The sequence below is a fragment of the Sphingopyxis sp. SCN 67-31 genome, assembly GCF_001725095.1.
Genome location: NZ_MEFH01000076.1, coordinates 1 through 13,044, shown reverse-complemented (window position 1 = coordinate 13,044; position 13,044 = coordinate 1). Strand labels below are relative to the sequence as shown.

Here is a 13,044-nt window from a genome sequence, read left to right as displayed (position 1 = left end):
CAGATTACCCGCGACATTTTATTTCAAAGTGTATGAAAGTCACACTACGCCCCCCTCTTTTTGACCGTCTGGGCGGGAAAGGTCGCGTTGCGGAAGGGAGGAGAGGAGGCGATCGACGCGGCGCATCGCAAACGGGCTATCATAGCCGGATATTGTAGGAATGCGCGGCGGCTTCGGGATGGATTCCAGATATTCCTATCTTGTCATCCCCGCGAAAGCGGGGATCCAGGGCGTGTGTCAGCTGACCTTTCACTGGGTTCCCGCCTTCGCGGGAATGACGAAGGGAAAAGACGTGGGATCGGCCTGAAGCCATCCCGATCCTTCCCGATCACGGGCCGGAATCGCGGCGGAACGCGTTTGCCTCTCCTGTGTTGTCAGTGTAATACGCAGGCGAAAGCATGCTCTGGTCCCGTAAACCCGTCGCCATCGAAGCCGCCGCCGTGCCCGCGGCGGGCGCGTCGTTTCCCGATCCGAATGCCGCCTTTCCGCCGCCCGCCGAGACGCGGGCGCGCAAATGGCTGCGGCGGTCAGGACGGGCCTTTGCGGTGCTGTGCGCCGCTTTCATCCTGCTGATCGGGTGGCTCGCATTGACCGCGCCGCTGTCGAAATCGCTCGAGCCGATTGCGCCGCCCGAAATCACGCTGCTCGCCGCCGATGGCACGCCGATCGCGCGCATGGGGGCGGTGGTCGACACGCCGGTCGAGGTCGCGAAACTGCCGGCGCATGTTCCCGCCGCCTTCCTGGCGATCGAGGATCGGCGCTTTTACAGCCATTGGGGCGTCGATCCGCGCAGCATCGCGCGCGCCGTCTGGGCCAATGTTTCGGGCGGGCGGCGGCAGGGCGGCAGCACCATCACACAGCAGCTCGCCAAATTCACCTTCCTGACCCCGAAGCGCACGCTGGGACGCAAAGCGCGCGAGGCGCTGATCGCCTTCTGGCTCGAAGCGTGGCTGACCAAGGACGAAATTCTCGAACGCTATCTGTCGAACGCCTATTTCGGCGACAATCGCTATGGACTGCGTGCTGCCTCGCTCCACTATTTCTCCCGTCAGCCCGAGAAGCTGACCCCGGCGCAGGCGGCGATGCTGGCGGGGCTGGTGCAGGCGCCGTCGCGGCTCGCGCCGACGAAGAACCCCGATCTCGCCGAAAAACGGATGCGGTTGGTCGTCGGTGCGATGGTCCATACCGGCGCGCTGTCCACCGTCGAGGCGCGGGCGATCCGCCCCCGCGCATCGACGTGCGGACACGCGACGACCTGCCGACCGGCACCTATTTCGCCGACTGGGCCTTGCCCGAGGCGCGCAAGCTGTCCGACGTCGGCTATGCGCGGCGCACGATCCGCACCACGCTCGACGCGCGGCTCCAGGCGGTGGCGCGCCGCGTCGCCGGCCGTGCGGTACCCGGCAAGGCGCAGGTCGCGCTGGTCGCGATGCGGCCGAACGGCGAAGTCGTCGCGATGGTCGGCGGGCGCGACTATGCTGCGTCGCCCTTCAACCGCGTGACGCAGGCGCGGCGCCAGCCGGGATCAACCTTCAAGCTGTTCGTCTATCTGGCCGCGCTGAAGGATGGCTGGCGGCCCGACGACACCATCGCCAATTCGCCGATCGCCACCGGCGCCTATCAGCCGAAGAATGCCGGCGGCGCCTATTCGGACAAGATCACGCTCGAAGAGGCATTCGCGCGGTCGAGCAACGTCGCCGCGGTGCGACTGCTGCAACAGGTCGGCGACGACAAGGTGATCCGCATGGCGCGCGACCTAGGCGTCACCGCGCCGCTCGCGAAGGGCGATCCCAGTCTGGCGCTCGGCACGTCGAGCATGACGCTGCTCGAACTCACCGCCGCCTATGCCGCGGTCGCGGCGGACAGCTATCCGGTCGTTCCGCACGCCTTTAAGGAAGCGGAGCCCGGCTGGTTCGAATCGCTTTTCTTGGGGCCGCATCATTTCGGCCGGCGCGTCCACGGCGATATCGAACGGATGCTGCGCGCCGCGGTCAACCGCGGCACCGGGCGCGCGGCGCGACTGCCGCAGGCCAATTACGGCAAGACCGGCACGACGCAGGACAGCCGCGATGCGCTGTTCGTCGGCTATGCGAACGGGCTGGTGGTCGGCGTGTGGATCGGCAACGACGACAATTCGCCGCTTAGCGGGGTGACTGGCGGGGGGCTGCCCGCGCGCATCTGGCACGACTTCATGGTGCGGGCGCGCGGACACAATGCGCCGCGGTCCGCGCCTCCCGCCCGTGCGACCGATCCCGGCGGCCCCGTCCAGCCGCTCGACGTGCCGGAGATTCCCGCGATTCCGGTGTCCGACCGGACCAGCGTCGGGCTCGAAAAGGGAAATGCCGTGATCAGCACGGAGATCAACGGCACGCGCATCGACCTCAAGCTGCCCATCGGCGGCGACCGGCCCGCCGAGGTGCAGGCCCAGCCGGCCCAGCCGCCGCCGCAGGGGCCGCAATGAGGGGCGGCGAGGGATTTTTTCGCTGTCCCGCGAGGCGCCGCGGCGATAGCGTGGCGGGCATGATCGCCTTCTTTCCTTCCGCCGCGTTCCGGCGCCTGTCATGCTGAGCGTTGAGACTCACCAGGCCACGCCCTGGCCCGATCCGCTCGACTGGGACGCCCGCGCGGCGGAAGCGGTCGCGGCGGCGCTGGCGCTGACGCCCTGGGCGGGGCTTGCCGACGCCGCGCCGCTCGTCGAGGTCGCGGTGCGGCTGACCGACGATGCCGAGGTGCAGGCGCTCAACCGCGATTTTCGCGGCAAGGATCGGCCGACCAACGTGCTGTCCTTTCCGCAGGTACAGGCCGACCTGCTCGACACGCTCAGCAACAGCGACGACGGCGAGATACTGCTCGGCGACATCGTGCTGGCGCGCGAGACCTGCGTGCGCGAGGCGGTGGAAAAGGCGGTGCCGATCGCCGATCATGCGACGCACCTGATTGTCCACGGCACGCTCCATCTCGTCGGATACGACCATCTCGATGACCCCGCTGCCGACGCGATGGAGGCGCTGGAGGTGAAAGCCCTTGCATCGCTGGGCATCGCCAATCCATATGCGGTGCAGGATTAACGGAAAAAGCGAGCGACATGCCCGACGAGCCTGGGGCTTCCAACCGATCGGACGAGGACAGTAGATCCGGCCTGTGGGCCGGAATCCGCACATTGCTGTTCGGCGGCAACAGCGAACCTTCGCTGCGCGAACAGATCGAAGAGGCGATCGACGAGGCCGAGGAGGAAAGCGCCGAACGCCGCGGCAGCAGCATCGTCGGCGATCTGTCGCCGATCGAGCGCAAGATGCTGCGCAACCTGCTGCATTTCGGCGAGCAGACCGTCGACGACGTCGCGGTGCCGCGCGCCGACATCATCGCGATCGACGAGAGCGCGGGCTTCGACGAGGTCGTCGCGCTGTTCGTCGATGCGGGGCACAGTCGTCTGCCGGTCTATCGCGGCAACCTCGACGAGGTGGTCGGGATGATCCACGTCAAGGACGTGTTCGCGGTGCTCGCCGAGGGACGCGACCCGCCGCCGCTGCTCGACCTGATCCGCCAGCCGCTCTATGTCCCGCAGTCGATGGGGGTGCTCGACCTGCTCGCCGACATGCGCGCGCAGCGCACCCACCTCGCGATCGTCATCGACGAATATTCGGGAACCGAGGGTCTCGTCACCATCGAGGATCTGGTCGAGGAGATCGTCGGCGAGATCGAGGACGAATATGACGACGAGCCAATGGCGCTCTTCGCGCCGGGCGAGGACGGCTGTTGGGAAGCCGACGCGCGCGCCGAACTCGACGACATCGGCGAGGCGATCGACCCACGGCTGGCCGATGTCGAGGAGGATGTCGACACGCTCGGCGGCCTGTCCGCAGTGCTCGCGGGGCATGTGCCCGGTGTCGGCGAGGTGCTGCTGCATCCTAGCGGCTGGCGGATTGAGGTGACCGAGGCCGACGAGAAGCGCGTCCACCACCTGCGCCTGCATCCGCCGGTCGAGGTCGACCTAGAAGCGCCGGGAGACCGCGGCGACGAGTTCTGACGCCGCGCGTCCGATTGCCTTTGCGCGGCGATGCTATTAGCGCAGGGGCGATGGACGTTTCCGACCTTCGCATCGCGCTGTTCAGCGGCAACTACAATATGACGGTCGATGGCGCCAACAAGGCGCTCAACCGCCTCGTCGGCTATCTGCTGGGGCAGGGCGCGGCGGTCCGTGTCTATTCGCCGACCGTCGACGACCCCGACTTTGCGCCGACCGGCGACCTCGTCAGCGTGCCGTCGATGGCGATCCCCGGCCGCAGCGAATATCGCATTCCGCTGTCCTTCTCCGCGCGCGTTCGCGAGGATATCGCCAAATTCGCGCCCAATATCCTGCACATCTCCAGCCCAGATCGCGTCTCGCGGCAGGCGGCGGCGTGGGCGCGGAGGCGCAATATTCCGGTCGCCTGTTCGGTCCACACGCGGTTCGAGACCTATTTCCGCTATTACAACCTGTCCTTCCTCGAACCGCTGGTCGTCGCATGGCTGCGGCGGCTCTATCGCCGCTGCGACGCGCTGATCGCGCCGTCGGAAAGCTTTGCGCAGGTGCTGCGCGAGCAGCGGATGAACTACGACATCGGCATCTGGACGCGCGGGGTCGAGCGCAACATCTTCCGGCCCGACCGCCGCGACGCAGCGTGGCGCCGTTCGTGGGGCATCGCCGACGATGTGCCGGTCGTCGCCTTCCTCGGCCGGCTGGTGATGGAAAAGGGGCTCGATGTCTTCGCTGACACGATCGACCTGCTCCAGCGCCGCGGCGTTCCGCACCATGTGGTGGTGATCGGCGAGGGACCGGCGGGCGACTGGTTCGAATCGCGCCTGCCGCACGCCAGCTTCGTCGGCTTTCAGGGCGGCGAGAATCTCGCGCGCGCCGTCGCATCGTGCGACATGCTGTTCAATCCTTCGGTCACCGAGACCTTTGGCAATGTGACGCTGGAAGCGATGGCGTGCGGGTTGCCGGTCGTCGCGGCGCGCGCGACCGGCAGCGCGAGCATCGTCAAGCACGGCCAGACCGGCTATCTCGTCTCGCCGGGCGCGATCACCGGCTTTGCCGACGATCTCGAGCGCTATTGCCGCGACCCCGCGCTGCGCGCGCGACACGGCGCGGCTGGACTAGCGGAAAGCGCCGCCTATCAATGGGATGCGATCAACCAGGCGGTGGCCGACACCTATCTGCGGCTGATCCGGCAAAAGCAGCGGCAACGGGGCTGAGCGCGCCATGGACCTGTTCGGCGACGATGCGGAGCAGCAGCGCGACCCGGGCGCTGCCGGCCCGATTCCGCTCGCCGAGCGGCTGCGTCCCCGCAGCCTGTCCGATGTCGTCGGGCAGGAGCATCTGACGGGTCCCGAGGGTGCGATCGGGCGGATGGTCGCGGCGGGGCAACTGGCGTCGATCATCCTCTGGGGACCGCCCGGCACCGGCAAGACGACGATCGCGCGGCTGCTCGCCGAGGCGGTAGGGATGCGCTTCGCGCCGCTTTCGGCGGTGTTCTCCGGCGTCGCCGACCTCAAGAAAGCCTTTGCCGATGCCGAGAAGATGGCGACGGCGGGCAAGCGGACGCTGTTGTTCGTGGACGAAATCCATCGCTTCAACCGCGCCCAGCAGGACGGTTTCCTGCCCTATGTCGAGCGCGGCACGGTGGTGCTCGTCGGCGCGACGACCGAAAATCCAAGTTTCGCGCTCAACGCCGCCTTGCTCAGCCGCGCGCAGGTGCTGGTGCTGCACCGGCTCGACGAGGCGGCGCTGGCGACACTGGTCGCGCGCGCCGAGGCCGAGGTGGGGCGCCGCCTTCCCGTCACCGACGAGGCGCGCGCCGCGCTGATCGCGAGCGCCGATGGCGACGGCCGCTTTCTGCTCAACCAGGTCGAGACGCTGTTCGCCGCGGCCATCGAGACGCCGCTCGACGCGGGCGAGGTCGGGCAGTTCCTGCACCGCCGCATGCCGGTCTACGACCGTGATCGCGACGGCCACTACAATCTGATCTCCGCGCTGCACAAGGCGGTGCGCGGGTCGGACCCGCAGGCGGCGCTCTATTGGCTGGCGCGGATGCTCGTTGCGGGCGAGGAACCGCTCTATCTGCTCCGCCGCCTCACGCGCATGGCGAGCGAGGACATCGGGCTCGCCGATCCGCAGGCGCTGGTGCAATGCCTTGCCGCCAAGGACGCCTTCCAGTTTCTCGGTTCGCCCGAGGGCGAACTCGCGATCGTGCAGGCATGCCTCTATCTCGCCACCGCGCCCAAGTCGAACGCCGCCTATACCGCGCAGAAGGCCGCGTGGACGGCAGCGCGCGACACCGGTAGTCTGGCGCCGCCCGCGAACATCCTCAACGCGTCGACGAAGCTGATGAAGGATTTGGGCTATGGCGCGGGCTACAGCTACGACCATGACGCGCCCGAGGGTTTCTCAGGCGACAATTATTGGCCCGACGACATGGAAGCCGCGACCTTCTATCGCCCCGTCGACCGCGGTTTCGAAAAACGTATCGCCGAACGGCTCGCCTGGTGGGATGAGCGGCGGCGCGAACGGAAAGGCGAATGACGATGGTTTTCGGTGGACAGCGCATAGGGAAGGTCGGTCCGAATCGTTCGTCCGCTTCGGTGCGCGGCCCTGACGCGATGCGTCGTGTGCTGCTCGCGCTGGCTGTCGCGGCGCTGCCGCTTCCCACGCAGGCAGCCGAGACGAACGCCGAGTTGAATCGCGCCTGGGCGGCGGGCTATCGCGCCGCTTTCACCTGCTCGTCCCTGTGGAACGGAGCGGGCAAGGCGCTCGCCGATATCGAGCGCGATGAATTGACGCATATCTATCCGGAGATCGAAGCCGATGTCCGCGCGACCCGCGCCGAGATCGATATGAAGGCGAAACGCGTCACGGTGCGCTATCGCGACGACATGCCGCCGCGGGTCGCCGAATGGACGGGGCGCGACGGTTGCGTGACGCTGCCGATCGGCGCCGAACCGGGTGCGGTGGGAGCGCTTTCGCACGACACGCGACCGAATCTCGACGCGCAGCCGTGGCCGCTCGGCGACCGTGATGCGCGTGTCGCCGATGGAGAGGCGCGCTTCTCGGCAGTCGCGGCGGACAGGGCGCGCTTCGGCGGCCGGACGAGTTCGCTGCTGATCGTCAAGGACGGCCGGATTGCCCTCGAATGGTATCAGCCGGGGCATGGGGTGCACACCGCGCAGCGCACCTTCTCGGTCGCCAAGTCGATCGCCGCGACGCTGATCGGCCACGCCGTCGAGCGCGGGCGGTTCGACGTGAAGGCGCCGGCGCGCATCGCCGAATGGCGGACGGCGGGCGACCCGCGCGCGACGATCACCACCGAACAGCTCATGCGTATGGCGAGCGGGCTGACCAGCGACAGCGCGGGCAACCGCACCGACGCCATCTATATGGGTGGTGCGTCGGTGCGGCAGTGGACGACGCAATGGCCGCTGCTGAACCCGCCGGGGACGCGCTATCGCTACGCCAACAACGATACGCTGCTCGCCGTCCTGTCGCTGAAGGCGGCGCTGGAAAGGGCAGGGGAGCCCTTCGATCCTGCCGCCTTTCTCGATCGGATCGGGATGACGCGGACTTTCATCGAGCGCGACAAGGACGGCGATGCGATCCTGTCGAGTCAGGTTTCGACCACAGCGCGCGACCTGGCCCGGCTGGGGCTGCTCTATCAAGACGACGGCGTGTGGCGGGGCGAACGGCTGCTGCCCGCCGACTGGCGCCGCTTCGTGACGGCGCGCGCAGGACCGCAGCCCGATGGGTCATTCGGCTATGGCGCGGGCTTCTGGCTGCTCGATGCGTCGGAGGGCATCCCGGCCGATGCCTTCGGCGCCTTCGGGAACCGCGGCCAATATATGGTCGTCATCCCATCGCGCCGACTGGTGATCGTCCGCCAGGGTTATGACGATGCCGCCGAGCGGCTCGACATCGCCGCGCTTGTCCGTGCGGTCGTCGCAGCCGATGGATCGTAACGCGTTTCGCGCAAAGCCGACCTATTGTTTCTTTCGCGTCGGTCCCTCGCTGGCCGGCGTGAAACCACGCTACCCCGGATAGCGCTCGAAAGCCGGAATCGCGTCGAGCCGAGCCATCCAGCCGATGCGCTCGGCGGTCTGGATCTGCACCTGCGCGGGGATCAGGTCGGGGTCGTCGAGCGTCGCGGTCTGGACGTCGATCTGACCGGGAAAGACGGCATCGTTGGTATAGAAGAGCCCGGTGCCGCAGTCGCCGCAGAAATGGCGCCGGCCATGCTCCGATGACGCATAGATTTTAGGCGTGCCGCTGACCTCCAGCGCGTCCTGTCCGACGAGCGCCCAGCCGACCAGCGGCGCCCCCGCGTGGCGGCGACAGTCGCTGCAGTGACACAAGGCATGATGCTCGACCGCAGTCGGCATCGAATAACGGATTGCGCCGCAATGGCATCCGCCGTTGGCGCGAGTGGGTGAATCGGTCATGGCTGTCTCCCTAAGTTGGCGGGGAACATATCATAAACATATGGTGGCTGCAAAGCCGCCCGGTACAGGTGCGAAGCCCAAGGTTAACATAAAATTAGGCATGATCGTGCACTGTCAGGCGATGCGGACAGTGCGGCGCAGCATGGGTGACCCGAGTGGCGATACGGCCGCAGGGAAAGACCCTTTCCGCCGGGCGTTCGTGTGGCTGGCGGCCGTTACACTCCTGGCCTTCATACTCTCCGCCTTATATGAACCCCATGCCGACCTCAGCCTGTTCTTCCTTCACCGGCAGGATCGATGGCTCCTGTTCGGTGCTAGCCTCCTGCTCATAATTTGCTTCTGGCAACTTCCTGCGCGGCACGAGCCCATGGTAGGATCATTGCGTGTCGCCATAGCCGCCGCCGGCTGCATGGCGCTGATCGCCTTCGCCGGCCACTACTGGATATTGTCGGGCTACGACATGAGCCGCGACGAGCAGATGGCGACGTTCGATGCCGTGGTGTTTGGGCGGGGAGGGGTGGCAGCTCTTTTGCCTGAATTGTGGCGCGCGCATTCCGATGTGCTGAATACCGTCTTCATGTACCGGGCGGATCCCCGGGCAGCCTGGGTTTCCGACTATCTGCCCCTGAATGCGGCCCTTCGCGCGATCGTCGGGGCATTCGCGACCCCGGCGCTGACCGGCCCGCTGATGACGCTGATCGGCGGGCTGGCGCTCTGGAGTTGCGCGCGGCGGATATGGCCGGAGGATCGCGAGCCGGCGGTGGTCGGCCTGCTGCTCTACATCGGCTCGGCGCAGATCCTCGCCAACGGGATGACGGCCTACGCCATGCCGGGGCATCTTGCGCTCAACCTCGTCTGGCTGCGGCTGTTCCTGCAGCGCCGGACATGGTCGGACGCAACGGCGCTCGTCGTCGCTTTCGTCGCCGTCGGGCTCCACCAGCCGATCATGCATCCGCTTTTCGCGGCCCCCGTCCTGTCGTTGCTGTTGCTCGAAAGAAGCTGGCGGCGCGCGGCGCTCTATTTCGCCGGCTATCTGGCGATCGGCTATTTCTGGTATCTTTGGCCGACATGGATAGCGTCCATCGTGCAGATGGCGCCCCCGGCAGGGGGAGGCGGCACCGCGGACTATCTGAATCGGCTGACGGCGGCGCTGGCGAAGGATAATAACCTCCGGGTAGCGGATATGGCGTCCAATCTGCTGCGCTTCGTCGCCTGGGGGCCTGTGCTGCTGCTTCCGCTTGCGATGGCCGGGCTGGGAGCCGTGCGCCGGGACCGGCTGGCGGCGGCACTGGCCGGCAGCATCGCGCTGACCGTCGTCGTCATGACGGTCATCCTTCCCTATCAGGGACATGGTTTCGGCTATCGTTATCTTCACGGGCTCATCGGCAATGCCATCCTGCTCGCGCTGTTCGGCTGGAAGTCGATGCCTGCCCACCTGCCGCGCTGGCGTCCGTTGCTGATCCGCACCACATTGGCCGGCATCGCGGTCCTACTGCCTGTGCAGATGTGGATGGCGCACGCCTTTTATGCCCCTTCGGCGCGCATTTCGAAGCAGATCGACCGGATGGACGCCGACTATGTCGTCATCGGCGGAAACGACGCGCCCTTTGCCACCGATCTCATCGTCAATCCGCCCTATCTGGACCGGCGCCCGCTGCGCCTGTGGCGTGAAAAAATCGACTCCGCGGCGGCGCTGGCGATCTGTGCCGAGCGGCCCTCGGTCACGTTCATCGACGGCAAGGCGCTCGAACCGATTCTTGCCTATTACGGCCTTCGTAGCGCAACGGGAGACGACAGCGCCGATCGGGCTGTGGAGCAAAAATTACGAAGCGCCGGATGCGATATCGTCGATTGAATCCTCCGGACGCGCGCTCCGCCGCTCCGGAAGGGCATACGGCACGCCGACAACCTCCTCGATCAATGCGGCATAGCGTCCGGCCGTGGCAATCAGGCTGAAATGGTCGGTCACCGCCTTGTGAAGGCGATGGGGATCGGCCTTTTCGGCCAGGGCGGCGGCGATCGCCGCCTTCCATTGCCGGACGACGGCGTCCGGCCAGTCGAGGTCGATCGGCAAAATGGCTGCGAGGGGCAGCGCTGGATGGGCTGCTTGCCTGCTTGCGATGACCGGGGTGCCGCAGGCCAGGCTTTCGGGAACGACGAGGGGCGTGCCTTCGCTGTGGGCCGGGACGACGACGACCCGTGCGCGTGCATAGAGGCGCGCGATCTCGGCCGGGTCCGGCCGGTCCACGACAAGGATATTGGCGCGCGTGCGTTGTGGCGCTGCCGGGCCGAAACCCGCGCATAGGAAGCGACATTCGGGCATCTGTGCGGCGAGGCGTTCGACCAGTCCGATCCCCTTCTTGACCACGAAGCGGCCGACGAAGAGGACGTCGATGTCCCGCTCCACCTCCTGAATGGAAAAGAGAGAGGTGTCGATGCCATTCTCGATGACGTCGATATTCCGCCCTCTCGCCAGATGCGACAGGCTGTCGCGCTTGGCTGCCGTGACTGCGACGCAGCGGGTCGCCGAGCGCAGCGATGGCCCGAGGACCAGCCGGTTCGCGATGGATTGGGCGGTCCGCATGACGGCCGATGGGCTGTGAACCCAGCCGCTGTGCTTGATCAGGATGGTCGGTATCGCGCGCCGCTGCGCAACCCACTGGGCGATCAGATTTGCCAGATAGAGATTGTCGTGAAGGACGACGACATCGGCCTTCCGCACCGCCTTCGCCAGTGCGAACAGGTCCGCCGGATGAGGGAACAGGAGGGGCAGGCCGGTCAGGCGCTCGACGATGCTGCTCGCGCGCAATGCCAGCGTTCGGTAAGCGAGCCCCGATGGAGCGGGGCCGTGCGCGGCCAGCGTCACGGCAAAACGACCATCCTCTGCCAATCGCCTTGCAAGGTCGTCCGCAACCCGCTCGAGACCGCCGCCATGGTCGATGAAATGGCTGGAGATCATCAGCAATTCGGGCATATGCCCTCTATTGGCACTGTTGCCGAAAATGGGAAGCGATTGTTGTGAAGGCATCCGGGCTTTGCAAATAACGCCGCCGTGGCAACCGGGAGGATCGCGGGCGCGGCGCTGGGGGGCGAGCGCGGCGACTGTTCTGCTGGCGATTCTTCTCGTTGGTCTCGCGGTGCGTTTCGGTGACTTGCGCTGGCATGACGTCGCCAGGCCGGTTCGCGAGCACGGCGCGATATTGTTCCTTGTCTGTGTCGTCTCGATCGGAGGGCAGTCGATCGTCGGCGCGCTGAAATGGCGTTTGCTGCAAAGGCATTTCGCGAACGGCGAAAGCGGTGCCTTTCCGCTTCCCATGCTCGTCTTCTATTCCGCCCTGACCGCTCTTGTCGGACAGGTGGTTCCCACGTTCCTGGCGAGCGGAGCGATCCGCGGCGCGGTTACCCGCCTCCATCTCGAAGGAAGTTTTCTTCAGGGTGCCAGCGTCACCGTTTACGACCAGCTGTTCGATGTGGCGGTTCTGGTCCTTTGCGCCGCTGGCTGTCTGGCCCTGTTTCTGCTGGGCGTGCCGCCGGCCATGGCCATCGCATGCGTCGCGCTTGCATTGGCCTTCACCGTGCTGATTTCCCCCTGGATGTTCCGGTCGATACCGCCCTTATCGGCCGCGCTCCGATTCATTCCCGCCGGTGCGCCGGGGGCGGGCCGGGTCCGGCAGACTTTGCAGTTCGCCCGCGACAAGGGGCTGGATGCGCCCGAAACGACGACGCGCCTCCTGTCGCTCAGCATCGTGCGATATCTGTTCATCGGCCTCCGCTCCGTTGCAGCGGTGCTGTTGATCGGGACCGGCCTGTCGGTGACATCGGCCGTCTGGGGTTTCGCGGTGGTTCAGGGGTCGGCGCTTGCGGCCCTGACTCCCGGCAATCTCGGCATCACGGAATGGGGCTGGGCGGCCGTCGCGGAACTGCTCGATGGTCCCGCCGGACCGATGATTCTGGCGATCCTCGTCCTGCGTATCGTCAACATTCCCGCCACTCTGGCGGTCATGCTGCTCAGCGCTTTCGGCCTGTTCGGCCGTTCCGCTACCGCCGACAGGCGTTAGAGCATCGAGCCTTAAATCTGACCCATCGTCCCGTTCGTGTCGAGCGCAGTCGAGACAATCATCGGCCTTGCGCCACGCCGATGGGTGTCTNCTCGACACGAACGGATGAGGGGCGTTGCAGGTTTATGGCACGCCGCTCTATGGTCTGTGGGGCTTCAGAGTCTATCGCCGCGATATTGTATAAAGCCGTGTTCCCCCGCGAAGGCGGGGGTCCATCTTCGGCCGGTTCCATCTCGGAACCACCGCAGATGGGTCCCCGCCTTCGCGGGGACACACGATAAAGGACAGTCGCAAGATGAATCCCCACACGCCTTAGAAGGACTCGTCATTGCGAGCGGCGAAGCCGCGCGGCAACCCAGAGCAGGCGTAAAGCGCCCTGGATTGCTTCCCCCGGATCAGGTCGGCGTTTATACCCTTGAGACAAGGACGCTGGTGATCCCCGGCGAAAACAGGGAAACGTCATCCCCGCGAAAGCTAGAATCCGATGACTTTGGATTGACCCACTTCGTCATTGCGA

Annotated in this window: 9 protein-coding genes and 1 pseudogene; 8 read left to right on the top strand and 2 right to left on the bottom strand. The window is 66.4% G+C overall.

What is annotated here, in order from left to right; translation table 11 throughout:
- Positions 1-398: 398 nt before the first annotated feature.
- From ABS88_RS16020 to ABS88_RS15995, 6 genes and pseudogenes are all read left to right on the top strand, one after another.
- Positions 399-2,461, top strand: a pseudogene (locus ABS88_RS16020) (transglycosylase domain-containing protein).
- 100 nt (positions 2,462-2,561) lie between these two features.
- On the top strand, positions 2,562-3,068 hold the full coding sequence (ybeY, locus tag ABS88_RS16015) for an rRNA maturation RNase YbeY (RefSeq protein WP_067105844.1): 507 nt from the start codon (positions 2,562-2,564) through the stop codon (positions 3,066-3,068).
- A 17-nt stretch (positions 3,069-3,085) separates the two neighbouring features.
- A complete protein-coding gene (locus tag ABS88_RS16010) occupies positions 3,086-4,027 on the top strand; it encodes a hemolysin family protein (RefSeq protein ID WP_067105846.1) in 942 nt (313 codons plus the stop codon).
- Positions 4,028-4,077: 50 nt separating this feature from the next.
- A complete protein-coding gene (locus ABS88_RS16005) occupies positions 4,078-5,235 on the top strand; it encodes a glycosyltransferase family 4 protein (protein ID WP_067105848.1) in 1,158 nt (385 codons plus the stop codon).
- Between the two features lie 7 nt (positions 5,236-5,242).
- On the top strand, positions 5,243-6,562 hold the full coding sequence (locus tag ABS88_RS16000; protein ID WP_076074634.1) for a replication-associated recombination protein A: 1,320 nt from the start codon (positions 5,243-5,245) through the stop codon (positions 6,560-6,562).
- A complete protein-coding gene (locus ABS88_RS15995; protein WP_234002597.1) occupies positions 6,559-7,989 on the top strand; it encodes a serine hydrolase domain-containing protein in 1,431 nt (476 codons plus the stop codon). The genes ABS88_RS16000 and ABS88_RS15995 overlap by 4 nt, the downstream gene beginning before the upstream one ends.
- A gap of 69 nt (positions 7,990-8,058) precedes the next feature.
- Here ABS88_RS15995 and ABS88_RS15990 read toward each other — a convergent pair whose 3' ends face one another.
- On the bottom strand, positions 8,059-8,469 hold the full coding sequence (locus tag ABS88_RS15990; protein WP_104959457.1) for a GFA family protein: 411 nt from the start codon (positions 8,467-8,469) through the stop codon (positions 8,059-8,061).
- A gap of 40 nt (positions 8,470-8,509) precedes the next feature.
- On the opposite strand from ABS88_RS15990, the gene ABS88_RS15985 reads away from it, so the two are divergent.
- On the top strand, positions 8,510-10,324 hold the full coding sequence (locus ABS88_RS15985) for a hypothetical protein (protein WP_212597513.1): 1,815 nt from the start codon (positions 8,510-8,512) through the stop codon (positions 10,322-10,324).
- Here the strand turns inward: ABS88_RS15985 and ABS88_RS15980 are convergent.
- On the bottom strand, positions 10,292-11,428 hold the full coding sequence (locus ABS88_RS15980; protein WP_234002659.1) for a glycosyltransferase family 4 protein: 1,137 nt from the start codon (positions 11,426-11,428) through the stop codon (positions 10,292-10,294). The genes ABS88_RS15985 and ABS88_RS15980 overlap by 33 nt on opposite strands.
- Here ABS88_RS15980 and ABS88_RS15975 point away from each other — a divergent pair.
- Positions 11,409-12,527: a lysylphosphatidylglycerol synthase domain-containing protein gene (locus ABS88_RS15975; RefSeq protein ID WP_104960311.1), complete on the top strand. Its 1,119-nt coding sequence runs from the start codon at positions 11,409-11,411 to the stop codon at positions 12,525-12,527. The two genes, ABS88_RS15980 and ABS88_RS15975, sit on opposite strands and share 20 nt — an antisense overlap.
- The last annotated feature ends 517 nt before the right edge of the window (positions 12,528-13,044 follow it).

Coding starts and splice junctions, on each gene's coding strand:
- ABS88_RS16000 (WP_076074634.1), top strand. CDS start 5,243: ATGGACCTGTTCGGCGACGATGCGGAGCAGCAGCGCGACCCGGGCGCT.
- ybeY (WP_067105844.1), top strand. CDS start 2,562: ATGCTGAGCGTTGAGACTCACCAGGCCACGCCCTGGCCCGATCCGCTC.
- ABS88_RS15995 (WP_234002597.1), top strand. CDS start 6,559: ATGACGATGGTTTTCGGTGGACAGCGCATAGGGAAGGTCGGTCCGAAT.
- ABS88_RS15975 (WP_104960311.1), top strand. CDS start 11,409: ATGAAATGGCTGGAGATCATCAGCAATTCGGGCATATGCCCTCTATTG.
- ABS88_RS16005 (WP_067105848.1), top strand. CDS start 4,078: ATGGACGTTTCCGACCTTCGCATCGCGCTGTTCAGCGGCAACTACAAT.
- ABS88_RS15985 (WP_212597513.1), top strand. CDS start 8,510: ATGGTGGCTGCAAAGCCGCCCGGTACAGGTGCGAAGCCCAAGGTTAAC.
- ABS88_RS15980 (WP_234002659.1), bottom strand. CDS start 11,428: ATGATCTCCAGCCATTTCATCGACCATGGCGGCGGTCTCGAGCGGGTT.
- ABS88_RS15990 (WP_104959457.1), bottom strand. CDS start 8,469: ATGACCGATTCACCCACTCGCGCCAACGGCGGATGCCATTGCGGCGCA.
- ABS88_RS16010 (WP_067105846.1), top strand. CDS start 3,086: ATGCCCGACGAGCCTGGGGCTTCCAACCGATCGGACGAGGACAGTAGA.